Annotated in this window: 25 protein-coding genes; 10 read left to right on the top strand and 15 right to left on the bottom strand. The window is 39.7% G+C overall.

All coding sequences use genetic code 11. The features are described 5' to 3' along the window. Positions 1-3 precede the first annotated feature (3 nt). A complete protein-coding gene (gene rlmD, locus C7Y70_RS14935; protein ID WP_135475531.1) occupies positions 4-1329 on the bottom strand; it encodes a 23S rRNA (uracil(1939)-C(5))-methyltransferase RlmD in 1326 nt (441 codons plus the stop codon). 97 nt (positions 1330-1426) lie between these two features. On the opposite strand from rlmD, the gene barA reads away from it, so the two are divergent. Next, entirely contained in the window at positions 1427-4192 is a 2766-nt protein-coding gene (gene barA / locus C7Y70_RS14930; protein ID WP_135475529.1) for a two-component sensor histidine kinase BarA, read from the top strand. 17 nt (positions 4193-4209) lie between these two features. On the opposite strand, the gene C7Y70_RS14925 is transcribed toward barA, so the two are convergent. Beyond that, positions 4210-5181, bottom strand: a complete 972-nt coding sequence (locus tag C7Y70_RS14925; protein ID WP_245321540.1) for a hypothetical protein — start codon at positions 5179-5181, stop codon at positions 4210-4212. A gap of 122 nt (positions 5182-5303) precedes the next feature. Here C7Y70_RS14925 and C7Y70_RS14920 point away from each other — a divergent pair, with 122 nt between their 5' ends. Beyond that, positions 5304-5771, top strand: a complete 468-nt coding sequence (locus C7Y70_RS14920; RefSeq protein WP_135475527.1) for a YcxB family protein — start codon at positions 5304-5306, stop codon at positions 5769-5771. Between the two features lie 26 nt (positions 5772-5797). Here the strand turns inward: C7Y70_RS14920 and csrA are convergent, their stop codons facing one another. The 6 genes from csrA to ribA all read right to left on the bottom strand — a co-directional run bounded on the left by csrA (position 5798) and on the right by ribA (position 11874). After that, positions 5798-5989, bottom strand: coding sequence for a carbon storage regulator CsrA (gene csrA / locus C7Y70_RS14915; RefSeq protein WP_099296369.1), 192 nt, complete (start codon positions 5987-5989; stop codon positions 5798-5800). Between the two features lie 83 nt (positions 5990-6072). Further along, positions 6073-7296 (bottom strand): aspartate kinase, encoded by a 1224-nt coding sequence (locus C7Y70_RS14910; RefSeq protein ID WP_099296370.1) that lies wholly within the window; start codon positions 7294-7296, stop codon positions 6073-6075. A gap of 6 nt (positions 7297-7302) precedes the next feature. Next, positions 7303-9903 carry an alanine--tRNA ligase gene (gene alaS, locus C7Y70_RS14905; protein ID WP_135475525.1) on the bottom strand — a complete coding sequence of 867 codons (2601 nt, stop codon included), beginning with the start codon at positions 9901-9903 and terminating at the stop codon, positions 7303-7305. A 19-nt stretch (positions 9904-9922) separates the two neighbouring features. After that, entirely contained in the window at positions 9923-10375 is a 453-nt protein-coding gene (locus tag C7Y70_RS14900; protein WP_099296464.1) for a regulatory protein RecX, read from the bottom strand. An 8-nt stretch (positions 10376-10383) separates the two neighbouring features. After that, positions 10384-11172 carry a BPSS1780 family membrane protein gene (locus tag C7Y70_RS14895; RefSeq protein ID WP_099296372.1) on the bottom strand — a complete coding sequence of 263 codons (789 nt, stop codon included), beginning with the start codon at positions 11170-11172 and terminating at the stop codon, positions 10384-10386. Positions 11173-11250: 78 nt separating this feature from the next. Next, positions 11251-11874: a GTP cyclohydrolase II gene (gene ribA, locus C7Y70_RS14890; protein WP_099296373.1), complete on the bottom strand. Its 624-nt coding sequence runs from the start codon at positions 11872-11874 to the stop codon at positions 11251-11253. Between the two features lie 259 nt (positions 11875-12133). Here ribA and C7Y70_RS14885 point away from each other — a divergent pair, with 259 nt between their 5' ends. Then, positions 12134-13213, top strand: a complete 1080-nt coding sequence (locus C7Y70_RS14885; RefSeq protein ID WP_135475523.1) for an energy transducer TonB — start codon at positions 12134-12136, stop codon at positions 13211-13213. Between the two features lie 39 nt (positions 13214-13252). Here the strand turns inward: C7Y70_RS14885 and C7Y70_RS14880 are convergent, their stop codons facing one another. From C7Y70_RS14880 to C7Y70_RS14865, 4 genes are all read right to left on the bottom strand, one after another. Beyond that, a complete protein-coding gene (locus C7Y70_RS14880; RefSeq protein WP_135475521.1) occupies positions 13253-13702 on the bottom strand; it encodes a low molecular weight protein-tyrosine-phosphatase in 450 nt (149 codons plus the stop codon). Continuing rightward, a complete protein-coding gene (locus C7Y70_RS14875) occupies positions 13702-14133 on the bottom strand; it encodes a tetratricopeptide repeat protein (protein ID WP_135475520.1) in 432 nt (143 codons plus the stop codon). The genes C7Y70_RS14880 and C7Y70_RS14875 overlap by 1 nt, the downstream gene beginning before the upstream one ends. A gap of 50 nt (positions 14134-14183) precedes the next feature. After that, complete coding sequence (locus C7Y70_RS14870) at positions 14184-14399, bottom strand: TIGR02450 family Trp-rich protein (protein WP_099296377.1); 216 nt, start codon at positions 14397-14399, stop codon at positions 14184-14186. Positions 14400-14491: 92 nt separating this feature from the next. Further along, complete coding sequence (locus C7Y70_RS14865; RefSeq protein ID WP_099296378.1) at positions 14492-14827, bottom strand: zinc ribbon domain-containing protein YjdM; 336 nt, start codon at positions 14825-14827, stop codon at positions 14492-14494. A gap of 172 nt (positions 14828-14999) precedes the next feature. Here C7Y70_RS14865 and C7Y70_RS14860 point away from each other — a divergent pair, with 172 nt between their 5' ends. Together C7Y70_RS14860 and C7Y70_RS14855 are read left to right on the top strand one after the other, a co-directional pair. Continuing rightward, positions 15000-16556: a HAMP domain-containing sensor histidine kinase gene (locus C7Y70_RS14860; RefSeq protein ID WP_135475518.1), complete on the top strand. Its 1557-nt coding sequence runs from the start codon at positions 15000-15002 to the stop codon at positions 16554-16556. After that, a complete protein-coding gene (locus C7Y70_RS14855) occupies positions 16556-17233 on the top strand; it encodes a response regulator transcription factor (protein WP_135475562.1) in 678 nt (225 codons plus the stop codon). The genes C7Y70_RS14860 and C7Y70_RS14855 overlap by 1 nt, the downstream gene beginning before the upstream one ends. A gap of 30 nt (positions 17234-17263) precedes the next feature. On the opposite strand, the gene C7Y70_RS14850 is transcribed toward C7Y70_RS14855, so the two are convergent. The 3 genes from C7Y70_RS14850 to C7Y70_RS14840 all read right to left on the bottom strand — a co-directional run bounded on the left by C7Y70_RS14850 (position 17264) and on the right by C7Y70_RS14840 (position 19296). Next, positions 17264-18127, bottom strand: coding sequence for a delta-class carbonic anhydrase (locus tag C7Y70_RS14850; protein WP_135475516.1), 864 nt, complete (start codon positions 18125-18127; stop codon positions 17264-17266). A gap of 220 nt (positions 18128-18347) precedes the next feature. Then, positions 18348-18596 carry a hypothetical protein gene (locus tag C7Y70_RS14845; RefSeq protein ID WP_099296380.1) on the bottom strand — a complete coding sequence of 83 codons (249 nt, stop codon included), beginning with the start codon at positions 18594-18596 and terminating at the stop codon, positions 18348-18350. A 94-nt stretch (positions 18597-18690) separates the two neighbouring features. Next, complete coding sequence (locus C7Y70_RS14840) at positions 18691-19296, bottom strand: M23 family metallopeptidase (RefSeq protein WP_135475514.1); 606 nt, start codon at positions 19294-19296, stop codon at positions 18691-18693. 167 nt (positions 19297-19463) lie between these two features. On the opposite strand from C7Y70_RS14840, the gene C7Y70_RS14835 reads away from it, so the two are divergent. The 5 genes from C7Y70_RS14835 to C7Y70_RS14815 all read left to right on the top strand — a co-directional run bounded on the left by C7Y70_RS14835 (position 19464) and on the right by C7Y70_RS14815 (position 25029). Continuing rightward, the gene (locus C7Y70_RS14835) at positions 19464-20612 is read left to right on the top strand and encodes a hypothetical protein (RefSeq protein ID WP_135475512.1); all 1149 of its coding nucleotides are present in this window, start codon (positions 19464-19466) and stop codon (positions 20610-20612) included. A gap of 142 nt (positions 20613-20754) precedes the next feature. Further along, positions 20755-21228 (top strand): YqhA family protein, encoded by a 474-nt coding sequence (locus C7Y70_RS14830; protein WP_099296383.1) that lies wholly within the window; start codon positions 20755-20757, stop codon positions 21226-21228. 246 nt (positions 21229-21474) lie between these two features. Continuing rightward, complete coding sequence (locus C7Y70_RS14825) at positions 21475-22374, top strand: LysR substrate-binding domain-containing protein (RefSeq protein ID WP_135475510.1); 900 nt, start codon at positions 21475-21477, stop codon at positions 22372-22374. A 392-nt stretch (positions 22375-22766) separates the two neighbouring features. Then, positions 22767-23306: a heme NO-binding domain-containing protein gene (locus tag C7Y70_RS14820; RefSeq protein WP_135475508.1), complete on the top strand. Its 540-nt coding sequence runs from the start codon at positions 22767-22769 to the stop codon at positions 23304-23306. A 1-nt stretch (position 23307) separates the two neighbouring features. Beyond that, positions 23308-25029 carry a response regulator gene (locus tag C7Y70_RS14815; protein ID WP_135475506.1) on the top strand — a complete coding sequence of 574 codons (1722 nt, stop codon included), beginning with the start codon at positions 23308-23310 and terminating at the stop codon, positions 25027-25029. The last annotated feature ends 41 nt before the right edge of the window (positions 25030-25070 follow it).

Genomic DNA, 25070 nt, shown 5'->3' with positions numbered 1-25070 from the left:
GCTCTATCTCCTTTGAAATAATGCCATTGTTTCAATATGCCCTGTGTGGGGAAACATATTCATTAGCCCTATTTTTTCAAGTGAAAACCCCGCTTGCGAGATAATTGCACTGTCACGGGCTAAAGTAACAGGGTCGCAAGAGACGTATAAAATCGTTTTAAATTGCTTAAGCGGCAGTTGTTCCAAAATAGCCACAGCACCAGTTCGAGAAGGATCTAACAATAAAACATCTAATGCTTTACTAAACCACGGTGCTTGCTCTATTGATTTAGTTAAATCAAAGCAATGAAATTGCGCATTCGCTATTTGGTTAGTTTGCGCATTTTGACGAGCCATTGCAACCGCCGATGGCACTCCTTCAACACCAATTACATTTTTTGCACATTTAGCCACCACTAAGGAGAAGTTACCAATCCCGCAGAACAGGTCAAGTATTTGTTCGTCCCCATTTAAATCAAGCCAGTCAACAGCTTGAGTTAACATAGCTTGGTTAACTTTAGCATTAACTTGAATAAAATTACCTAAGCCAAATTCAAATTTTAAATCCTGTTCAGGTAGTTGATAAAATGGCATTGCTAGATGGTCATGCTCAATTACATCACTTTGGTCTTGAAAAATAATCTGCCACTGCAAGGTCGCACCAAGTTCAATAATTGTCTGTTTAAGAGATTCACTAACGGCTTTAGTATGGCGCAAAATAACAAAGTTTTGCTCATCAGCTTGGCATAATTGAATGTGACTAACGCTACGAAGCTCATTATATTTATTTAGCAAGGTGTCAAAATGGTTGAAGACATCATCATAAACGTGGCTTAGAACGGGGCATTTATTGACACTAATAATTTGTTTAGAGCCTTTTGCTCTATAACCTACACGCATTTTTTTTGCGTTTTTGTCGTACATTACGGCTAAGCGCGCACTACGGCGGTAATGCTTTGGCTCACTTAATAATGGCGGCTGCCATGCCATATTTTCTAGTTTTGCAAACTTAGCGAACAGCTGACTTACTGCAACCTGTTTCTCAACCAGTTGCTGATCCAACCGTAAATGTTGTAATTGACACCCTCCACATTGCTCGTAATGCTCACAAAAAGGGGCAACTCTGGCATCACTTTGATGCTCTACTTTGATTGTTTTTGCTGCGCAGTGGCGAGATTTATCCTCTGTCAATTTTGCCTTTACGACTTCGTTGCTCAAAGCACCACTAACAAAGCATACTTTATTATTATACTTAGCAATACCTCGACCTTGATGGTCCATGCCAGTGATGGTTAATGAAACAGGCTGCCCTGAGAGGGTCTTTTTTTTTACTTGGAAAAACTGTGCCATCGGGCAACACCTTAAATATTGATTGTATCGGCAAGATTGATTACTCGCCTATAAGTATATACTCTTAGTTAACTAATAATGATAACTACATTAACTTATGACTAAACTTGGTTTGCGCGACTCAGTTTTAGCGCTGACATTAATTCCCACAGTTCTAATTGGACTACTACTTGGTGGCTATTTTACAATAAATCGTTACTTTGAGCTTGATAAAATATTATATCAGCAAGGCTCAATGATTTCGGAGCCATTATCGATTGCAATAGAGCAGCCTTTACTAGCAAAAAATAAACAGCAACTTAATCGACTAATTAGTCATGCTCACAATAAACACTCGCCAGCGATAAAAACCATTGCAATTTTTGACGCAAACAAACAACTCATTCTGACCAGCAATTACCACAGCGACTTTGATGAGCAAATAGATGAGTCTCAATTACGAGCTGATAATAAAACGAAACAGCAAGAAAGCGATGGATTCATCCTATTTTACACGCCCATTGTCAACCTCTCAACGCCCGAGGCTCGCTGGAGTGATTCAGCGTTTCAAACTACTTTAGGCACAATTGTTGTTCAACTTAATAAAGACCCGGCAATTATCGGACAACAAAGAGCACTGTTAATCAGCGGAATTGTAATTATATTTGCACTCTTGCTTGCCGCTATTTTGGCGATTCGTTTAAGTAGGATGTTCATAACACCACTTAATAAGCTAGTTATTGCCAGTGACAGGTTGATCGAAGGCAAACGAGATACTGGCCTAAACACACCAATGATGGGTGAATTTGAGCAACTTCGCCTAGGCTTAAATACCATTTCTGATACCATGGTGGTGCAAAGAGACGAAATGCAAAAGCACATTGACCAAGCCACCAGTGATTTGCGCGAATCGTTAGAAATGTATGAAACACAAAATATTCAACTTAATATTGCGAAAACAGATGCTCAGGACGCTAACCGTGTAAAGTCAGACTTTTTAGCAAAAATGAGCCATGAATTACGCACTCCACTCAATGGTGTTATTGGATTTACACGGCAACTACATAAAACGCCTTTAAATAAACACCAAAAAGACTACCTCGATACTATTGAACTCTCCGCCAATAGTTTGATGACAATCATTAGTGACATTTTAGACTTTTCTAAGCTTGAAGCGGGTGCTATGGAGCTGGAGTCAATCCAATTTCAGTTACGCGACAACATCAATGAAGTACTTACATTACTTGCACCAAGTGCCGACGAGAAACAACTAGAACTCTCCATTTATATAAACTCACAAGTCCCTGACAATATTACTGGCGATCCAACTCGCTTTAAGCAAGTACTTATTAACCTCATAAGCAACGCAATAAAGTTTACTGAAAAAGGTGCCATTAAAATTGATGTTGGCCATCGCCTTTTAGACGAAGAGCGCACGTCAATTCTCGTGTCGGTGACTGATACTGGTGTTGGTATCCCAATGGACAAACAAGATGCACTGTTCACACCATTTGGGCAGGCAGATTCAAGTATTACCCGTAAATTTGGAGGAACAGGACTTGGCCTGATTATTACAAAACACATTGTTGAAGCCATGGGTGGACGTATTACTCTTAACTCAGCACCCGGGCATGGTACGTGTTTCACGTTTAATGGTGTATTTAGCCTTCCTAGCCATAATGTTACAAATGACTTACCAAGTAAATCGCTTGCCAATAAGCGCATATTGTACCTAGAGCCACATGAACACACTCATTATGCAGTCTCATCTTTATTAAAAGATTGGCAAACTCAAGTAACCGGCTGCTTTGATGAAGAAAGCTTTTTCGACGAAATCAAAAAAGATTTTAATTACGATATTTGTATCATTGGCCATGTTGCCGCAGTCGATGAAATGCAGCGTTTAAAAAGCTATATAAAAGCGGCGCGTGAATCCACCGATTACTTATACCTGATGTTAAATACTGTATCGCATAGCATGCGTGAATCTTACATAGGTAGCGGTGCAGATGCGTGTTTAAGTAAACCTCTTAATCATCGCAAACTGTGCGAAGTGCTAGCGGCCCCTTATCGCCTTGATCACCCCGTACACAATATTGAACAAAGTGACGACAAGCTTTTACCATTAAAGGTGCTGGTTGTAGATGATAACGACGCCAACTTAAAGTTAATTTACACATTACTAGAAGAAAAAATAGAGCTCATCGATACTGCTCACAATGGCTCACAAGCATACAGCCTGAGCAAAAGTCATAAATACGATATTATATTTATGGATATTCAAATGCCGATTATGGATGGCATTACGGCCTGTAAACTTATTCGCGAATCATCTCTTAATGAAGATACGCCAATCATTGCCGTAACGGCACATGCCCTTGCCGGCGAGAAAGAGCAGCTAATAAAAGATGGCTTTAAAGGGTATTTAACCAAACCTATCGATGAAGATATGCTAAAACAAAGCATTAGTGAATATAGCCCTAAATCACCAATTATACGGGATAAAAACCGCCAAGAGCATATTGTGTCAGAGCCCCCTTTCACCAGCAATTCACTTGATTGGACTCTCGCGCTGCAACGGGCCGGAGGAAAGCACGAGCTCGCATTAGAAATGTTAAACATGCTTTTACTTAGTGTTCCGGAGACATTACGCTTACTCGATGAAGCTATTCATAATCAAGACTGTGAGCACGTACTCAGTATCATTCACAAATTCCACGGCGCATGTTGCTATACTGGTGTTCCAAAGCTTAAGAAGCTTGCAGAAGGACTTGAAACAGCTTTAAAAGGTGATTGTGATTTAAGTTATATTGAACCCGAACTCTTTGAGCTCAATGATGAGCTTGAAAACTTAATGACTGATGCAGGTATGGCTCAACATTAGAGCCATACCAAACACGCTTAATGACATACCTGCGTTAATGCTTTTGCTGATTTTAGACTGCTTATTTTCCAAGGCTGTTTTTGTGCAGTTAAATCAATTGAAACCCTTGCGATATCATTAAACAAGTAGTCTCCTGGCGCATTCAATCGCGTTAAGTGTTCACTTAACTGCTGCTGGCAAAAGGGCCCTGTGTCACCATGTATTACCAAAACAGGCTTGGCAACAGACTGTGCAAACTCAGCAAGTGCTTCTCGGTATACTTTAAATCCATCACACTGTTTCACAACCGTTTTGCTGCAGGCCGGCTGCATTGTACCGTGAGTATATATATCGGCTTGGAACCCTATAACGTAAGCTTTCGCTAATGGGTCTGCACGTGACAACCACTCGAGGTTTAACTTATCACGTTGCTGCGCAGCCTGATTCGCCAACGCTTTATCTGTTTTTAATACTTGCCGACGGCCGTTATGAGTCCCTGCAATATGTAAGGTCATAAATTCAACCCCCGCAAGTTGCCAACGTGCATTCTCGACCATGGTGTGCTGTGTTTTATATTTCGCTAACCGACTTGCTTGATTTAGGTAGCCTGGCGTGTACATCAAGCGCTTCACAAATGCTAAACGTTCAAGTTCATCAAAACGAGGTTTTAAACTATTACGGTCACAGTCAGTCCACTCATTATCGCCTGGGGTATATATAAATGGCCTACTTGTCAGCCCTCTTAATAGCTTTTTATTACTCATTAAAAGCTCATTTGTACAGGGCTCTGAACCGGCTTTTATATCGCCTAGATGCATCAGAAATGAATGGGGTGTCTGCTGTATTTTTTTGGCTAAAATACCATTTTTATTCAGGCTCACCTTATCCACAGAAGTGTATGGCATATCAGCAATAACTAAAAAGTCAGTATCGGTTGCAGAGTTTAGCGGCTCGCTCACCAAGGCTGGGCTGTTAGATAAAACCTGCAGTACAGTTAACATTAGAAGCATATTCATTCCAAAAGGCTAAAACTTTGTTTCAGTTAACCACTTTATAAACATAATTAAAAGAAACGGCTTTTTCTATTTAGTCTTGTTAAAATACATTAACAGTTAAAATCTATAGTCTAATTATGCAATTTAATACTAGCTACACACTTGATAAGCCTTACTTTTATGAATGTTTCGATGAGTCACTTCCCTATAGTGCACAAGCCAAACCTAAATATGCCTTTTTAGTACTTTTGATCAGTTTAGGGTTTATTTCTATTTATGCCTTAGAGCAACACTATCTTGGTAACTTTATGATTATGGCGGCCGTTGTTGAATGCGTTGCCTTTTACTATCGCAGGCCATGGTGGGTAACACGTCAAATGCTCAGCCGTGCATCAGGTTCAAAAGCAAAGTTAACGATTGATGAAGCAGGGTTTAGTAGTGAAAACCCACACAAGAGTTACCAAATTACATGGCAGCAAATTGATGATGTTATTTTCACACCTCGTGGAATTTTACTAAAACATAAAAAAGGCATGCAGTATATATCTAACAGCGTCCTCAGTGATGAAGCTATCGATTACATAAAAAAAAGAGCCGCTAAATAGCGGCTCTTTTATATTAAATAAATTGATTAAACATTACCCGGACTAGGGTTAGACTTTTCAGCTTGAATACGCATGTAAATTTCTTCACGATGAACTGAAACGTCTTTAGGTGCATTAACACCGATACGTACTTGATTTCCTTTAACACCTAGTACAGTGACAGTTACTTCATCACCTATCATTAGGGTTTCACCTACTCGACGAGTTAGTATTAGCATTCTCTTGCTCCCATGTTCCAATAAATTAAAAGATTCCGCTTTCGTATCTTAAAGAAAATAAACCTTAAAAGTAAGTAAAAACTCTAAATCGATTCACTTTCTGTCAAAAAAACTTTATGTAATGCACGAACAGCTAGCTCTAAATATTTTTCTTCGATCAAAACTGATATTTTAATCTCAGATGTTGATACAAGTTGCACCCTAATATTCTCTTGAGCTAATGCATCAAAAAATAAGCTTGCCACACCTGAATGTGACTTCATACCAACACCAACCGCTGATACTTTAGCGACCGCACTGTTTCCAGAAATATCGGTACTACTAATAATATGGCGGTTATTTTGCAATACTTCAAGCGCTTGTTCAAAATCATTGGTGTGCACCGTAAAAGCATAGTCTACTTTATCAACATTATGATTAACTTGATTAATCATATCTACTTCGATGCCACTCTCAGCAAAAAGTTTCAAAATAGCCGCCAAGTTATGTGTGCCACTTTGTACTCCATCTATACGAACTAAACTTTCATCACGATTAAAAGCAATGCCAGATACTACGGATTTTTTCATATCGGTTTCTTCAAAACTAATCAAGGTGCCTTGATCTGGGTTAAAACTAGACAATACACGAATGGGTAGATTGTACTTCCCCGCCGCTTCAACGCAGCGAATATGCAATACTTTAGCACCTAGGCTAGCCATTTCTAACATTTCTTCAAAAGTGACATGGCTCATTCGCCGCGCTTTAGGCTCTATTCGAGGGTCTGTGGTATAAACACCATCAACGTCTGTATAGATTTGGCACTCGTCTGCACCAATTGCCCCCGCAACTTCCACGGCAGAGGTGTCTGTTCCACCTCTTCCTAACGTAGTGATATTTCCCTCTATGTCTCGCCCTTGAAAACCGGCAATGATGGCAATGCGGTTATGTTCAAGCTCGTGTTTTAAACGAGTGGCTGCCACATCAGTAATACGTGCTTTACCAAACATATTATCGGTTTGAATATTAACTTGGTCGGCAAGTAAGCTCACCGCAGAATGGCCACGTTTAATAATAGCCATAGCAAGTAAAGCGATTGAAACTTGCTCACCTGTGGTGACTAAAACATCAAGTTCACGGCTGCTCGGGCGAGCATCGATTTGTTTTGCAAGATTGATAAGGCGATTAGTCTCTCCAGACATTGCAGAGAGCACCACCACCACTTGATGACCTTGTTGCTTGGTTTTCACAACAAGGTCGGCGACGGCTTCAATACGCTCAATAGAGCCTACCGAAGTGCCACCGAACTTTTGAACTATAAGGGCCACTTAAATTTATGCGCGCTCAGTAAGCCAAGCTGTCACACTGTCTAAGGCTGTGCTTAAGTTCTCTGGCTGTGAGCCACCAGCTTGCGCCATATCAGGGCGACCGCCGCCTTTACCACCGACTTGTGAAGCCATGTGATTTACCAGTTCTCCAGCTTTAACTTTGCCGGTTAAATCTTTAGTAACACCCGCAATCAGGCTGACTTTAGCACCATCAGCAACACCAAGGGCAATAACACCTGAGCCAATCTTGTTTTTCAGGTCATCAACCATGCCACGTAAGGCTTTAGATTCAGTCCCTTCTACATTCGCAACAAGCAGTTTAACGCCATTAATTTCAACAACAGAATCAAGTAGCGATGCGCCTGCGGCACTGGCTAGTTTATCGTTTAGCTGTGCAATTTGCTTTTCAAGACCTTTTGACTTTTCAAGTAAAGCAGTTACTTTTTCAAGTACTGATGCGCTGTCGCCTTTAACAAGAGCAGCTACGTCGTTTAAGTGTTGTTCTTGCTCGCTAACGTAGGCAATCGCGTCAGCACCTGTTACCGCTTCAATACGGCGAACACCCGCAGCAATGCCACTCTCTGATACTATTTTGAATAAACCAATATCACCAGCACGCTTAACGTGAGTACCACCACATAGTTCAATTGAGTAATCACCAATGGTGACTACGCGCACTTCGTCATCGTATTTTTCACCAAATAATGCCATCGCACCTTTTGCTTTAGCATCATCAATAGCCATGAGCTCGGTATTTAACGCAAAGTTACGACGAATTTCGTCGTTCACTACGCGTTCTATTTCACGAAGCTCATCTTTTGTTACGGCTTCAAAGTGCGAGAAGTCAAAACGTAAACGCTCAGGATCAACTAAAGAGCCTTTTTGCGATACATGATCACCCAACAATTGGCGTAATGCTTCATGCAAAATATGTGTAGCTGTATGGTTCTTTTTAACGCGCTCACGACGTGCGTCATCAATTGTCGCTTCTACCTTATCGTTAACACCTACACGCCCAATAACAGTACCGTGATGGGCAAACGCGTTACCTAGTTTAGTGGTATTGGTAACAGCAAACTCACCACCTGCAACTTTTAATGTGCCTGTGTCGCCAATCTGGCCGCCTGACTCGGCATAGAACGGTGTACGATCAAGTATAACAATACCCTGTTGACCATCTTCGAGAACTGAAACAGACTCACCTTGGGCAAACATTTCAATCACAGTGCCACTGTATTGAGTCGCATCGTACCCTTTAAAGTCAGTGTGTTTATCAGATTTTAATTGTTGATTGTAATCTGCACCAAACTTACCTGCTTGCTGTGCAGTTTTACGCTGCACATCCATGCACTCTTGGAAACCTTGCTCATCAATCGTCATAAAACGTTCGCGGGCAACGTCAGCGGTTAAATCAGCAGGGAAACCGTAGGTATCATAAAGTTTGAATACTAATTCTCCCGGGATCACATCGCCACTCAAGTTCGCTAAGCTATCTTCTAAAATAGCTAAGCCACGCTCAAGCGTTTTACCAAACTGTTCTTCTTCGATACGTAATACTTTTTCAATAATTTCTTGTTGCTTAGCAAGCTCAGGGTACGCTTGACCCATTTGCTCGATTAGAGCAGCAACTAACTTATAGAAAAACGCGCCTTGTGCACCTAACTTATTACCATGGCGCACAGCACGACGGATAATACGGCGCAGCACATAACCACGGCCTTCATTTGATGGCATGACACCGTCTGAGATTAAAAAAGCACATGAACGGATATGATCCGCAACTACACGTAGAGACTTGTCATCCATATCTTGAGCATTGGTTACTACCGCTGCTGCTTTGATTAAACCCTGGAATAAATCGATTTCGTAGTTTGAGTGCACACCTTGCAAAATAGCGGCTATACGCTCAAGTCCCATACCAGTATCAACAGACTGCTTTGGTAGTGGCTCCATAGTGCCGTCACTTTGACGGTTATATTGCATAAATACCAAGTTCCAAATCTCGATGAAACGGTCACCATCTTCTTCAGGTGAACCTGGAGGCCCGCCCCAAATTTCTTCACCATGGTCATAAAATATTTCAGAGCATGGGCCACACGGACCTGTATCACCCATTGACCAGAAGTTATCAGCGGTATCAATGCGGATAATACGCTCGCTTGGTAAACCAATGTCTTTTGACCAATAATCAAACGCTTCTTCATCTGTGTGGTAAATAGTAACAAGCAGCTTTTCTTGAGGAAGCTTCACTATTTCAGTTAAGAACTGCCACGCAAACTTAATCGCATCTTGTTTAAAGTAATCACCAAAGCTAAAGTTACCTAGCATTTCAAAAAACGTGTGGTGACGCGCCGTATAGCCTACATTTTCTAAATCGTTATGCTTACCGCCAGCACGAACACAGCGTTGCGAGCTGGTTGCACGGTTGTAAGGACGGCTTTCTGCGCCTAAAAATACATCTTTAAATTGCACCATACCGGCATTATTAAATAATAACGTCGCATCGTTACCCGGGATCAGCGAGCTTGATGGAACAATTTGGTGTTGTTTAGCGGCAAAAAAGTCTAAAAACTGTTGCCTGATCTGTGCGGTAGTCATGTGCTGCATTTGAAAGTCTCACCCATTTTTACTGTGCTTGCATTGCAAAATCTATTTGTTCGTAACTGAACCCTCGATACATCAAATAGCGTGTACGCTTGGCTTTTTCTTTGTAATCGAAATCGTTCTGTGCATTTGAATACTTTTTTAAATACGCTTCCTGCGCCAGTTGAAACCAGTCTATCTCCATAGTTTCAACAATTGTACTGAGCAAGGCTCTATCAATTCCCTTAGCCATGGCTTCGCTTTGTATACGCTTTAGGCCATGCTTTTTAGCAATATGGCGACGCACAAACCCTTCAACATAACGCTGCTCATTTATAAAATTGTGCTCTTCACACCAATCTAATAAAGCCTCGATAAATTCAGGCGTCGCCTCTTTTTGCTGTAATTTCTTTGTTAATTCACGCCGTGAATACTCTTGTCGTCCGAGTAACCAAAGTACGTAATTTTTCAGCTTTTTTTTAAGCGTGTCATCCATCTGCGTCATTAAGCGTCAAAACGCCCGGTATCATTAGACTGCGTAGGCTCTGTTGGTTCGCTTTGCGTTGGTGGTACCACAGGCATAAAAATAGCTTGGTATGATACAAAAAAGCTAATGTAGCAAATTGGCATTAAAACCAACAGCGGTATAAAAGTTAAAAACGCAGATATAACAATAAATACGGCACAAATAGCACCATAAACACTTAATGCAGCGACATTATGGTAGAACACCATTAACGAGCTTTTTAACACTTCAAGAATACGTTTTTGCTGATTAAAGTAAACCAAGGGTACGGCATAGGCAAACGCAGTAAGGTAGAACGAAATAGCGATTAAAAACAACGCTATATTGGCCATAGAAATACTGTCAATCACTTGCTGTAATGCAACATTAGGGTCAACATTCGGATCGCTCATAATAGCAACCGCTTCTGCAAATAGACCATTAGCAAGTAATGCCATTAGTACTCCAGCTGCCATTTGATACAGCGCTAAACGCAGGAGTCCAAGGCGGTTACCTTTAGCTGAGAAAGGCTTAAGTATATCCGCCAACATAATTTTGCCGCCTTGCTGTTTGGTCAACACAGCTTGATAGAAGCCCGCGGTTAAAAATGGGGTTGCCAGTGCAGCAATGATTTGTAAGAAAGGCAAAAATAGCGATAACAACCCAACTATGCCGATAAATAAATGCATAAATATAAAAGTAAGCGGCTGGGTTTTAAAAATAAGCCAACCGGCTTTGAACCACTTAACACCAGCATCAGCTTTAAATACTCGTAACTCGATTGACATACATGCTCTTAATTTAAAAACAAAACACGCCGAGTATAACTCGGCGCTGGATGGGATTACAGAGGTGAGGCCGCAAAACTACGGTTTTTTAATCTTCTTTATGTCTAACATGTGCGCGCCATGCTTTATTTTTGTTTCTAAGTAAGACTTATTACCTGCTACACCCGCTTTGATATGAGCGTGAGTGCCAATAACGGCGTCAACTTCAATACCGGCATCTTTTAAAGCATTTAGCTTTTTCGGGTTATTGGTCATTAATTTAACATGGGCCAATCCCATTGCCTCAAGCATTAAAACAGCATCAGAAAAATCACGTAAATCATCTGCAAAGCCCAAATGATTATTTGCTTCGTATGTGTTCATACCTTGGGACTGCAGTACATAAGCATCAATTTTATTATACAAGCCTATGCCTCGGCCCTCTTGGCGTAAATAAAGTAAAATCCCTCCTTGATTGTGCATCATCTCAATACACTCATTGAGTTGCTCACCACAATCACACCGCGATGAATGAAACACATCACCGGTTAAACACTCTGAATGCATGCGAATAAGCGGCACTTTTTGCTCACTATCAGCGCGATTAAACACCAAAGCTACATGCTCTTGCCCATCATTTAAGCCGCTGAACGAAATTATTTCTGCGGGGATATCACTGTTTTTTCCAACGTTAAGCTGGACTCTAGCTCTTACTTGCGCCACGACAAATCCAAATATAAAAGTAAATGCGATACATTAAATGTGATACTATCACAAAAAAGACACGGATGTATGATCACCGCATGAAGTGAAGACTACATTGAGGCTATCACTTACAATTCAAGTATTATACCCAAGCAACCTCAAGATGCGAGCGTCGTTGGAATTAAAAGCCACAGTTAATATTTAATATTACTGTGCATAAATGACACGTGCGTACCTATTTGGTAGTATTCGCCAACACAAAGTAATAAGGATTATTATGAAGGTATCAACTTTAGTGCTGTGTCTCGGTTTAGCTTATAGCAACTATGCAGTGGCAAATGAAACTTTAAACGCTGATTTTAAAACCGCCTACCAAAATTATTTAACAGCCCAACAAGGGGATGAAAACGCCTACCCTTTTGCTAAACAAGCCTACACTTTAGGAAAGCAGTTATACGGCCCAACATCGGATAACACAGCAAACCTTGCGACTAATTTTGCAAATGCACTTAAAAACAAAAGTAAAGAGTCAAAAGTTGAGCGTTATGATTTGTTTAAAAGTGCTTATAACATATTAGCCAAAAACCACTCTGAAAATAGTTTAATCTTGGTCGATTCGCTAACAGGTATGGCTAACAGCGCCTCAACCGCCTCTCATGCAGTAGATTTGTATGATCAAGTAATCGCTCTTGCAAAGCACAACAACCAGTTTAAGCTAGCTGCTGACTTGCAACTAGCCGCAGCCAAAGACTTTGCCTATTCACACTTTGGCAGAAAACATCTAACAGCACGCAAATACTTAAAGCAAGCCGATGAATATTACACACAAAATTTACCTGAAAACTCAGTTGAGCGTATCAAAGCTGATTTTTTAGTGGCTGCATTTGCACAAGGAAAAAAGAAATATAACAAAGCGATTAAACGTTTAAACCGCATTGTAAACGTATTTGATAATGCGCTTAGCTTTGATCATCAAGCAGAGCTCAGTGCGCATTCTAAGCTCGTTCACCTTTATGAACTAAAAGGTCAAAGTGAAGAAGCTACCAAGCACTGTATAGCGATTGCTAAAATGGTGCCATGGAATGAAAATCAAGAGCAAACTCCGCTCTATCGAGAAAACCCTGATTATCCTTTAAGTAAAGTTAAACAAGGACGCAGCGGCTATGTACAAATGGAGTTTGATGTCACACCAACTGGATTTGTAGAAAACATCAGCGTGTTAAAATCGGTTGGTGGAATTGCGTTTGAAAAAGAGGCATTAAAAGCCATAGAAAAGTGGCGTTATGCACCTAAATTTGAAGATGGCCGTGCCGTACTGGCCAAAACCAAGGTGCAACTTGATTTTAAAATACGTTAAACACCTTATTAATCAAAAATAGCCCTGTTATGGGCTATTTTATAAAGTATCGAGAATCGCTTCGCTCGCCTCTTCAATTAAATCAACTACATGCTCAAAGCCATTTTCTCCGCCGTAATAAGGGTCTGGAATTTCGTCAGTCACTGAATTACCGTAACTTAAAAACAAGGCTAACTTATACTGTAAATGGGATGGGCAAAGCGCGGTCAAATCAGCCAAGTTAGATTTATCTGCCGCCAGTATTAAATCAAAATAGTCAAAGTCGTGAAGGCTAACTTGGCGCGATTTCATACCGTTAAAGCTGTAACCACGCTTTAACCCTGCGGCCTGTGAACGCTTATCAGGTGGATTACCTGCGTGGTAACCGATAGTGCCAGCGGAATCGACCTCTACAGCGACTTTACGCTTAGCCACTTTTGCCTTTAAAACAGCTTCTGCTGTGGGTGAGCGACAAATATTACCTAAACACACCACCAACACTTTTTTCATCACTTATTCCTTGGGCCTTTTAAGTCAGCTAATAAGTCTTCAATTTCCGCTTTGAGTTCTTTATCTGCAATTTTATTCGCACTCACCTTGGCTGCTTCAAGCGCTTTAATAGCTTGCGGTTGTTGGCCTAATTCTACATGCATAGTTGCTAATGAGTAACCTATTGATGACATGTAATCTTTAGCATTAATAGCTGATGCTTTAGCCAGTGCTTTTTCGTATAGCGTAATGGCATCACTGAATTCGTCAGTAAAATCAGCTAACGTTTCCCACTGCACTGGATGATCTTTTTCTGTGTTATCGTTTTCTATACACAGGGCTTTGAGATCATTGTAAAGCGCGTCAAATTTCTTTTGATCTTTTCTCTGCGCAGCATGAACAAGATCGCCAGCAAGATTTAGTACACGTTTATACAGCTTTGTATTCATCATTTTAAAGACCCTTTATTGTAGAAATGAAATAATAACACACTCGCCGATTTTTATTTCCACCCTTGGAGCCACACGTCTTGCTCTTTAAGCTGTCGCCAATCAATTAATTGAGTTCGTTTTGACATTACAGCTTCTATTTCACAATGGATGACCACACCCTCTTCATCAAATTCAATGTCGGTAATTATAAAGTGTTTTTCTTTATTGATCGGTGATACTGCTGTCCACTTACTGCGTAATAATTTGCGAGGATTTATTTGGTTCATTGGCATGCCTTTGATAGTAAATTAAGTTTATACGCTTATCAGTCTTTACTCGTTTTATACAACAAAACTCTAATTACACAGCGTCTGTCTTATCAAGCTTTTTTTACAAACTTAGCAGTTACCATCATTTCACCAACGCCATCCACTTTACAGTCAAGCTCATGATCTTTTGTGTCTTTAATCCAGCGGATCACGGCTTTAGTACCAATTTTAATTACCTGAGAGCTGCCTTTTATTTTCAAGTCTTTAACCACAGTCACTTTGTCACCCTCAGCTAACAGTGTTCCATTGGCGTCTTTAACTTTAACAGCATCATCGTCGTCATTTTGAGTGGGATCCCACTCAAACGCACATTCAGGACAAATTAATAGAGTTTGATCTTCATAAACATAGTCAGACTGACATTTAGGACAAGAAGGTAGAGACATAATTAGCACGCATAAATAAATTTTTGCTTATGGTAATAGCTCATCATGGTTTTGTCTATTGAGGTGAATGAGTGAACTTTTTTACAGAGCTGATTAACCTGTGCTCTTTGTTTTATTGCTTAGCAAAAGCCTTACATGTACCCTTAATCGACTTTTTGAATTAGTAATTATTATGTATAAACGCAAACTGTTTTATTTTGGCCTGACAACCGCCTTTTTCTTGTTTTTAGCACTACTAAGCACCGCAATATCATCCCACCTTACACGTGAAAATTTACTGCAAAGCAATATTGCACATTCATTATTGGTGGAGCATGAAAAGTTATCGAGTATCTCATACCGATTATTTAAGCAGCTAACAGATGAAATTATTTTCGGTCAAAATGCCAATCAAGCGTATGTTCGTAAAAAACAAAATCTTATTCAACAATCACTAAATCAAATAAAAAAGCTAGAAATAGAACAGCGTAAAGCATTAGGTATCTCCTTTACAAAAGGCAGTATTGAAGACACTGATGAACTTGTTCGAATGATTGATGAGATCACCGTTGAATTTAGGGCTGTTGTTAGCAGCAAAAATACAGCCCCTCTCAATCAGCAGGCCAAGTTAAAACGATTATTAGAAGTCACGATAGATGATCAGTTCAGAGAAGCGATTAACTCTGCAGTTGCACGTCAGACTCGCGTCGTTGCAGCAATTAACGCTAAAATGGATATGCTTAACACCACCATATTTTGGTTTGCGATTGGCTTAGGAGGCCTTTCAATCCCACTTATTTTATATGGCTGTTACTGGCTTTTTAATCAACTTTATCAACCGCTTATTTTAATAGCAAATGCCACCAACTCGATAGCAATGGGGCACTACCACAAACCCATATCGGTAAAACTAGACGATGAGTTTGAAGAGCTCGCAACGTCAATTAATCAACTTGCGTTGCGCCTGCAACAACATGAAAACAATGCTGTTCAATCAAGAAAGCAGCTGGAGCTTGAAGTTAAGCAACGTACGAGCGAATTAACAGAAGCTAACCTGTTATTGACTAAAATAGACTCCCGTCGTCGCCAATTTATTGCTGATGTGTCTCATGAATTGCGTACGCCATTAACCATTATACGAGGCGAAGCACAAGTTACACTTAGAATGAAATCAGTGTCCGTAGATGATTATAATCAAACACTCAACTCTATACTCGGACAAGCCATTAGCTTAAGCCGTTTAGTGGATGATTTATTACTCTTAACACGGGCAGAAATGAATCAAATAAATCTAGAAGTCTCCCCCACTAAGATAGTGCCGCTAATAAAAACTGAAGTCACCAAATGGCAAAAACTAAACCCAACTCGAAGTATTACCTATATAACCCAGTCAAATTTAAACCATGCTGTTGTCACTATTGATGCCCAACGCATACAGCAAGTGCTGGCTATTTTATTTGATAATGCTGTTAAATATTCAAGCTCAGAGCAACCCATAGAGATTAGCCTCACAATAACACAGTCATTAGTCACTGTTTCTATAGAGGATCATGGTGAAGGAATTTCTGCTGCTGAGGTTGATAATATTTTTGAGCGTTTCGTACGTTTTAGCAAACACAATGAAGGACTCGGGTTAGGGCTCCCTATTGCAAAAGCAATTATAGAAGCACATAGCGGTACTATTAATGTTACCTCAACCCAAGGGCAAGGCTCTGTATTTTCAATTTCTTTACCAGCTGGACAGCCATGATGAACATCTTACTTGCAGACGATGAATTACCTCTATTAAACTTTTTATCACGTGGCCTGCGTGCTGAAGGCTACGATTGCAGCACCTTAAACGAGTTACACGAAGTGCTGCCATATATTAAAAAGCATTCACCTCACGTTGTAATACTCGACAGGCTCTTTGGCTCGCAAGATAGTTTGTCCATTCTCGAAGCGATAAAAACCCTTTCCCACCCACCTATGGTGCTTATGTTAACAGCATTGGATGAAGTAACAGAGCGTGTTAAAGGGCTGGAAATGGGTGCTGATGATTACCTTTGCAAACCCTTTGACTTTGATGAACTTTTAGCACGTGTTATCGCATTAAAACGTCGTATGAATACTGCACATTCGGATCATCAAGCGTCAACCGCTATCGGCTCCTTGGCTTTACTAACTCAGCAAAGAATTGCATTGCTCAATGAGACTGAGTTAACACTGACAAAAATTGAATTCGAATTACTACTTTATTTTGTCGAAAACCAAGACAAGGTATTGTCAAGAGAGCGAATATTAAGCCGTGTCTGGCAAACTTATAATGAGCCTAATACCAATATCGTAGATGTGTATGTGAGTAAGTTAAGAAAAAAAATTGAGAGTGAGCCTAATCTTACAATTCAAACTTTACGCGGCAACGGGTATAGAATGAGCTTAAAATAGCGCGAGAAAATAACTCGCGCCAAAATTATTTTACTTGCTAATCGGCGATAGTAGTTTTGGGTTTTGTACTAGGTTACGAACACCATGGGCGTGATCTTCTTTAAATACATTGTCGTTACACCATTGGCCAACACTATTGATATTTACCACAGCAACTTCAGGCCTAACACTCCAGCTAACTTGTAATGGCGACGCTTTTTCATTATACCCAGGGCCTGTTGTGGAACCTAAATACTCAATGGGGTTACCGGTATTAGTTGGTATATTTGGCGCTTGATAAAAACCATTTACTTTTTCGATGTGAGTGAGCTTTGAAAAGTTAACCGCATTTTTATCATTCGCTAATACAATCACCTGCCCTTCAACACGTAAGCTTGGGTTCATCGTACTATCAGCTAAACATGCACCGAGTGTAGGCCCAGGTTTAACTTGTGCTGATGAATAAACAAAATGCACCTCAAGTGTGTCCCCTACATTCAACGAACTTCCTTTCGCTGAACACACCTTGACTTCTACAGGTTGTAACTGTGAAGCCGATAACTGGCCATCATAAATGTACCCAGTGTTGTGTCCTTTGCCATCACCATTGCCTGCAAACGTGGTAAATTCTCCCCCTTTATGCTCTGCATTTTTATGAAAGTGAATATTACATAAATTGAGGTTACCGCGATTTGGAGCAGTACCAAAGCTGCGAAGGTTAGTACCATAAGCTTGGTCAATGTCGCGTGGAGATTGAGGCCCGTAGCCTTGAGCATGAGTGTTTTTTTCAAGCGCGACCCGTTGTGCTTGAATAACGCTATCACTCACTGCTTTTGCATTTATTACATCACTTGTTAGAGCTAGTGCACCAAAACCAATAATTGTTACACACTTTGAAATCATCGTTTGTTTCATGTTGTTTATGCCTTTAAAAAGTTCATAAACCCATGTTATTGAAAGTATCTAAAAAATACTTATAGGGAAGATTAAAATTAGATTAAAAAAGTAACGACACTCATAAAATAACAACAATTTCGAAAAGTGAGTAAGAAGAAGGTAAGGCCGACCCACTGCCATTATTTAGCACTGGGTCATTTTGATAAACTATGTGTATAAAAGCCTGCAGATAATGTGACTAATGGGGTTTTTTAGAACCACCACGCACTAGATCTTTACCGTTTTCATATACTTCTTGCGTAACCCAACGGCCCAACAATAATTTATGCTCATCATCAAGCACGGCGATAAATGGACGTTTATTACTGTTGTGGGTTGCCAAAGCCAAGCCTGAAACATTCTTTAAACCTAAGCCTCCGCTCTCAACTAAACGGATAAATGCGTCGAGCTCCTCAAGGGTGTCAATGACATCGTTATCGTTAATCATACTGTTTACTCTTTAACAAATTAATGAGCATAGAATACCAGTTATGAAATATTTGATAAATACGAGTTACTTAATTCGCACTCTAATCACCATATTATAGCGCGCGATAACGCATACCTTCCTCAAGCCCACATTGGTGGGGATGCGTATTTTTAAACGTGACAGGCACTGTTTGTCCACAAGGTAGCTGGTTATACTTCGGTGGTAAATTGGGGCCACATTGCTGCACATCAAAATGCAAATGATGCCCGCCAGTTTGGCCGGTATCACCACTTTTAGCAATCAGCTGCCCTGCATTAACTTGCTCACCCATTTCAACCAATACGCCATTATGAGTAAGGTGTATATATCGTGCTATTGTGTCATCATCATGCTGTATAAATACAAAGTTTTCATGCAAATCTTGACCATTACCATCATGAAACTGTTCACGCAATGCAACCACGTGACCTGCTCTTGCTGCAACAATGGGTGTGCCGATTGGCATAATAAAATCGAGCGCATATAAACCAACTCCATGGTTTGATTTTCGGTAATGCCCAGTCGATACAACAACCTCATGCTCAGTTCCTGGCTTAAAGGGTAATATATAGGGCGTGCTCTCTTGGGAGCTGTAAACACTGCAATCCACTTCAGGTTGTGCAGTTACGCTAGAGGCACCAATAAAAAACAGCGTGGTGATCAAACAATACATTTTCATTTATTTTGTCCAATTTAAAATAACTTAGACGAAAGAAAAAAATAAAAAGTTTAAACCTCCTGTTAATTAAAGTTGTATTGATACTAATCGATTTTATTTGCGCTAACCTTTTATCCATAGGATAGTAACCCTAGCCTACAAATAAGCTGTAACTAAATAGGATACTCATGAAAAACGTTTTACTTGCTACCGGCATAATCGCTTCATCGTTTAATGCCCTTGCAGCAAACTTAACAACGGAAGAGCTGCGAATTGAAAAAGCCACAGCGGCTATGCCAAATGTAGTTACTGCGTTTTCTGACGACGTCGCTTCGCTAAAAGAATCATGGCAAAGTGTCAGTAGTTATCAGCAAGCAACCGATTTAATTAATAGCTACGCAAAGCAGCTCTGGCGCGATGCTAAACAACGCATAGTCAAATCCAACAGTTTTGACGACCGCGAGCTATACTGGGCTCGCTTGCAATCAAGTAAAGTTATACGCGCTAGTAAACCAGGCTTTGTTATGACCGATGCAGAGCAGTCAGCACTTCTAACGATGCTAGAAAACGGTAGTCGGGGTCGCACTGAGCTTGCTTATACTAAAAATACCGACAAAAAAATTCTACTAACAGGCTTTGACCCATTTCTGCTTGATAGACATATTAATCAAAGTAACCCCTCAGGTGTCGCTGCCCTATTATTAGATGGGCAAGTCATTAAATATAAAGGTGTAACGGCTGAGATAAATACGGTTATGGTACCGGTTCGTTATACCGACTTTGATCAAGGTATTATTGAACAATTGCTTGCGCCTTACTACGCATTAAACAATGTTGATATGGTTGTTACGGTTAGCATGGGCGGTAAAGACTTTGACCTAGAGCGCTTCCCAGGAAAACGCCGCAGTGTAACAGCGCCTGATAATGCCAACATTGTTTATGGTGGTACGGCCACAGATCCAAAAATATCGAGTTTAAATGATCGCCCCCTGCCTGGTAATGAGTTTGTGGAATTTAGTCTACCGGTAAAACAAATGCAAAAAGCAGCTGGTCCTTTCCCGATCAATGATAATCACAAAGTAGTCACTCTTGAAAAAGCCTTTGAGCCTAAGTCTTTAAAAGAGCTTGAAGGCGCAACGGCTGTGAAGGGAGGTGGCGGCGGTTATCTATCTAACGAAATTTCGTACCGCAGCATTCGCCTACGCAATGAACTTAATTCAGATATTCCAACTGGGCATATCCACACCCCCCGCATTGCGCAGTTTGAGCCTAAAACTGAAGCTAAAATAGTACAACAAATACAAACAATGCTAGAAATGAGTTTAACTGCATTATAGCGCCATACCATAAGCGGCAACTATCATAAAAAGAGGAAAGGTGCCCCCTTTCCCTTTTAAATATAAACCGAAAAAATCGAGTAAGGTCGCCAATTTACTGTATGCTTACTAAGAGTATTGTTATGATTTAAAGTGAGTAATCATGGAACGCATTTTTCAAAACAGCCGTTTTCTTGTCCTTATCGCAGTACTAACTGCTGCCATTTCTGCATTTCTTGTCTACATTTCATGCATCAATATCGTATTTCATCTTGTCAAAGCAACAATTTTTAATTTACCTGACTCCGCAAAAGGTGGCAAAGAGCTTATTGTAGAGCTATTAAAGGTTTTAGACTTATTGCTAATCGGTATTACACTTCAAGTAATAACGATTAGTTTATATCGCTTGTTTATCACGCCAAATAGGCCGCATAAAAGCCAGTTTCTTGCCGCTTTTCATATTGAAGACTTTCATGACTTAAAAATCACTTTAGTGCAAGTTACATCCGTTGTGCTAGTCATTCTATTTTTAGAACATGCTGTAGAATTTGGCGGTACTATTGAGACTCTTTATTTAGGTATCGCCGTCTCGGTGATTGTAGCCGCTTCTACATTTGCTTGGCGATCGATGAAATAAACCGGGTATGCCAACTGGCCATATCCATACTCAATGTATAGCGCAGTGTTAACCAAAAATTGAAGTTAAGAAATTTAAGCGATGATTGAACAAAGCTTAAATAAAGCATCAGTTGCTGCTATTTTCATACACAAGAGTGACAACGTATCCCCTTCATTTTAATAGTGCTTAATAAATATTGAATTTTATTCACCTATTCTTGTTTTTAATTTATCATTTATTAAACGATAGTTCGGCAATGAATTAATGAAACTTAAATACCCCCCACTACACTTGCTTAGTATTTTTGAAGCCGCTGCAAGATTAGAAAGCTTTAAAGCCGCTAGTGAGGAGCTTTACATAACCCCTTCAGCAGTCAGCCACCAAATTAAGGCCTTAGAGTCACATTTAGGGTTTGATTTATTTCAACGTAAAAGTCGAGGCGTCGCGGTAAATAATGCTGGCAGAATCTACCTACAATATATTCAAAAAGGCTTAGGCCAATTTGAACAAGGCACAAAAAAACTACAACAACGCTTTGCATCACCCACCCTTAAAATTTCATGTTTTACAACCTTAGCCACCAATATGCTCATCCCTCAACTCGGTGCATTCCAAGCGGCTCACCCTGACATTGAGATAAGAATCGAAATCGGCAACAAAGTATCTGATTTGCAATACGAAGATATTGATTTAGCTATTAGATTAGGTGATGGAAACTGGCCAAACAGTATTGTTCATAAATTAACTGACATTCAAATCTCAGCGGTATGCTCACCTACTTTTGCAAATGAACACAAACCCCATTTACTCAAAGATATAAGCCACCTACCATTAGTTGACTTCACCTATGTCGACGACGCCTGGTCATATTGGGCAAAATATGTAGGGTTAAATCTAAAAGAAAATAAACGCTCACTGAGCTTTAACGATTACGACTCAGCAATCAATGCTGCCGCACAGGGGCTAGGAATGGCATTAGCGATGTTTCCAATTGAAAATATTCCCTTAAGCAGAGGGGTCATTGTAACGCCGTTCCAAAATTCCATGCCTTACGCAAAATCATTATATGCGGTGTACCGCCCTGAAGACGCCGAGCGTCACGATATAAAATGTTTTATTAATTGGCTAAAAAAATCGGACCTTATCTCCAGTAAGGGTGAATAGCATTCACCCTTAGCGTGAATATTATCCTTTTGTCAGACTTATCATTTGTTTCTAAAATGAGCGCAATTAGACGCAAATGGAATGATAAATCATGCTCGCCAAGGTCATACAGCTCACTTTTCGCGTAATAGCGATTACCATTATTTTAATGCCAATAATCTTAAATGTGGTAATTCGCGGAAGTGTAGTGACGTCTTTAATTTTTATTCCGCTCATCTCATTGGCTCTACTATTCACCAGTATGTATTTGGACAGTAAACTAGCACAATTATTAACGAATAAATTAAGCAACAGGTAAGCACCTCAGCTACCTCTTTTAAAGGTGAGCCCTATTATTGTATTTTTTACGATTCTATCTACACTTTAATTAATACAGTTCAAAGAGCATTTATATGAAAGGCATAGTCTTTACCGAGTTTCTAGAGATGGTCGAAAATGAATTTTCCTATGAAGTAGCTGATAAAATAATAGAAGAAAATTCACTATCTTCCGATGGCGCCTATACCAGCGTAGGTAATTACGACAATAAAGAACTCATAATGCTCGTAACCTCTTTGAGTAATCACATAAATACCCCAGTTGATGAACTAGTTCATGCCTATGGAAAGTATTTACTAAATCGATTTTTTATCCTTTTCCCACACTTTTTTGATTCGGTAACTAACACATTTGATTTTCTTGACACAATCGACCGTCATGTTCATATCGAAGTAAAGAAACTATATAACGACACTGAGCTACCTAATTTTGAAACAATTCGTATCAGCCCATCAAAAATGCAGATGATTTATCGTTCAGGTAACCCATTTGCTTGTTTAGCAGAAGGGTTAATTGAAGGAGCGTGCGAGCACTTCAAAGAAGACATTGCTATCCAAAGCGATATAAAACCAGGCTATCAAACAGCCACCTTCACGTTAACAAAAGTAGCTTGAAATGGATGAGGAGCTTTATAAAAGGCGCTTAGAACGAGAGCGTCGTGCTCGAAAAGAGGCAGAGTCTCTTTTAGAGCAAAAGTCATTTGAATTATATCAAGCAAATCAAACGCTCAAAAATTCAGCTGAAACACTTGAGCAAGAAGTCGCGGCTCGTACTAGTGCTTTAAATAAAGCAAAAGAAGAAGCCGATGCTGCAAATCGTGCAAAATCAATGTTTTTAGCGAATATGAGCCATGAGATACGCACGCCAATGAATGCTATAATTGGCATGGCTTATCTAGCATTAGATACAGATTTAAATGACAAACAATACGACTATGTCGAAAAAATTCAACAATCCGCTAAGTCATTGCTGGGCATCATCAACGACATTCTAGATTTTTCAAAAGTAGAAGCTAGTAAGCTTGAGCTCGAGAATGAAACCATAAACGTTAATGATTTTTTAGCTAACCTTGCTAATTTAGCCAGTAGTTTGATAGAAAAAAATAATATTGAAGTCAATTTTGAGATCGATGATGCCGTTCCCGATTTTATCATTGGCGACGCATTAAGACTTAATCAGGTTTTGCTCAATTTATTAAGTAATGCAATTAAGTTTTCTAATGGAAACAATGTAACACTTAAACTAACGGTGTTAGGTCAAAACAAAGACAGTATTGATATTAATTTTAAAGTTTTAGATCGTGGCATTGGTATGAGTAAAGAGCAAATAGAGTCTTTATTTAAACCTTTTTCACAAGCTGATATATCGACAACTAGAAAGTTTGGCGGAACCGGGTTAGGGCTTGTTATCAGCAAGAAGATTGTTGAGTTAATGGGAAGTGAAATACGTGTTGAAAGTCACATAAATAAAGGGAGTTGTTTTGGGTTTGATGTGTCTCTAGGTCAGCCATTAATACAAACTATAAGCACTCACCCTATTTATAAACACAAACGCGCACTTATTATTGAGCAGCTTAACGTGAGCGAAGCCATTCTTTACGACATGCTCAATAAATTAAATATCACCACAGATACAATAAGTTTTCACGATAAGAAACTGACAACGCCTAATATTTTAGATAACTACGATTTTATTTTTATTGACTGGCATATTCTCAACCAACCAGAAAATACAAGGCTCATAAAACTTAAATCACAACTGTCTATTAATATTAAAAAGCTCATAATCCTCACTTCATTTGAAAACAAACAAGTAAAAGATTGTCTTGTTAATTTTAACAAAAGTGCTGACGAACTGTTGTTAAAACCTATTATCAAAGGCAATTTAAACAAAACACTTGAGCATGTGATGGGCATGTCTAGAAAGAAAAGCAGTCAAGCTGATAACACCTGCTTAAAAGATCTTCTGGGTGCTAAAATTTTACTGGTGGAAGACAATCCATTAAACCAACAAGTGGCCTCACAAATACTGCGCAAAAATGGCTTTATAGTGGAAATTGCATGTGATGGTCTTGAGGCACTAAAAGCTATTCAAGCTGCTGATTACGACTGTATTTTGATGGATTGCCAAATGCCTAATATGGACGGTTACACTGCAGCAATTGAAATTAGAAAGCAGCCTAAATATGCTACTATCCCAATCATCGCGATGACTGCTAACACGATGGCAGCTGATTTAAATAAAGCAAAGCAGTCAGGTATGCAAGGCTACATAGCAAAACCAATCGAAGTAAAAAAAATGTTTGATGTAATTGCAGAGCAACTAGGAAGCAAATAGTAAAGCTGGTTTTTAAGCTTTTAATAGAGGGCCAAACCACA

Origin of the sequence: Pseudoalteromonas sp. KS88 (assembly GCF_004766475.1) — a bacterium.
GTDB lineage: Bacteria > Pseudomonadota > Gammaproteobacteria > Enterobacterales > Alteromonadaceae > Pseudoalteromonas.
Note: the sequence above shows the minus strand (reverse complement) of the source record. Positions and strands in the feature narration are given on the sequence as shown.

Coding starts and splice junctions, on each gene's coding strand:
- C7Y70_RS14825 (WP_135475510.1), top strand. CDS start 21,475: ATGAAACTTAAATACCCCCCACTACACTTGCTTAGTATTTTTGAAGCC.
- C7Y70_RS14840 (WP_135475514.1), bottom strand. CDS start 19,296: ATGAAAATGTATTGTTTGATCACCACGCTGTTTTTTATTGGTGCCTCT.
- C7Y70_RS14850 (WP_135475516.1), bottom strand. CDS start 18,127: ATGAAACAAACGATGATTTCAAAGTGTGTAACAATTATTGGTTTTGGT.
- C7Y70_RS14900 (WP_099296464.1), bottom strand. CDS start 10,375: ATGGATGACACGCTTAAAAAAAAGCTGAAAAATTACGTACTTTGGTTA.
- C7Y70_RS14875 (WP_135475520.1), bottom strand. CDS start 14,133: ATGATGAATACAAAGCTGTATAAACGTGTACTAAATCTTGCTGGCGAT.
- barA (WP_135475529.1), top strand. CDS start 1,427: ATGACTAAACTTGGTTTGCGCGACTCAGTTTTAGCGCTGACATTAATT.
- C7Y70_RS14855 (WP_135475562.1), top strand. CDS start 16,556: ATGAACATCTTACTTGCAGACGATGAATTACCTCTATTAAACTTTTTA.
- alaS (WP_135475525.1), bottom strand. CDS start 9,903: ATGCAGCACATGACTACCGCACAGATCAGGCAACAGTTTTTAGACTTT.
- C7Y70_RS14815 (WP_135475506.1), top strand. CDS start 23,308: ATGGATGAGGAGCTTTATAAAAGGCGCTTAGAACGAGAGCGTCGTGCT.
- csrA (WP_099296369.1), bottom strand. CDS start 5,989: ATGCTAATACTAACTCGTCGAGTAGGTGAAACCCTAATGATAGGTGAT.
- C7Y70_RS14845 (WP_099296380.1), bottom strand. CDS start 18,596: ATGATTAACGATAACGATGTCATTGACACCCTTGAGGAGCTCGACGCA.
- C7Y70_RS14835 (WP_135475512.1), top strand. CDS start 19,464: ATGAAAAACGTTTTACTTGCTACCGGCATAATCGCTTCATCGTTTAAT.
- C7Y70_RS14895 (WP_099296372.1), bottom strand. CDS start 11,172: ATGTCAATCGAGTTACGAGTATTTAAAGCTGATGCTGGTGTTAAGTGG.
- C7Y70_RS14860 (WP_135475518.1), top strand. CDS start 15,000: ATGTATAAACGCAAACTGTTTTATTTTGGCCTGACAACCGCCTTTTTC.
- C7Y70_RS14865 (WP_099296378.1), bottom strand. CDS start 14,827: ATGTCTCTACCTTCTTGTCCTAAATGTCAGTCTGACTATGTTTATGAA.
- C7Y70_RS14870 (WP_099296377.1), bottom strand. CDS start 14,399: ATGAACCAAATAAATCCTCGCAAATTATTACGCAGTAAGTGGACAGCA.
- C7Y70_RS14885 (WP_135475523.1), top strand. CDS start 12,134: ATGAAGGTATCAACTTTAGTGCTGTGTCTCGGTTTAGCTTATAGCAAC.
- C7Y70_RS14920 (WP_135475527.1), top strand. CDS start 5,304: ATGCAATTTAATACTAGCTACACACTTGATAAGCCTTACTTTTATGAA.
- rlmD (WP_135475531.1), bottom strand. CDS start 1,329: ATGGCACAGTTTTTCCAAGTAAAAAAAAAGACCCTCTCAGGGCAGCCT.
- C7Y70_RS14830 (WP_099296383.1), top strand. CDS start 20,755: ATGGAACGCATTTTTCAAAACAGCCGTTTTCTTGTCCTTATCGCAGTA.
- C7Y70_RS14820 (WP_135475508.1), top strand. CDS start 22,767: ATGAAAGGCATAGTCTTTACCGAGTTTCTAGAGATGGTCGAAAATGAA.
- C7Y70_RS14925 (WP_245321540.1), bottom strand. CDS start 5,181: ATGCTTCTAATGTTAACTGTACTGCAGGTTTTATCTAACAGCCCAGCC.
- C7Y70_RS14880 (WP_135475521.1), bottom strand. CDS start 13,702: ATGAAAAAAGTGTTGGTGGTGTGTTTAGGTAATATTTGTCGCTCACCC.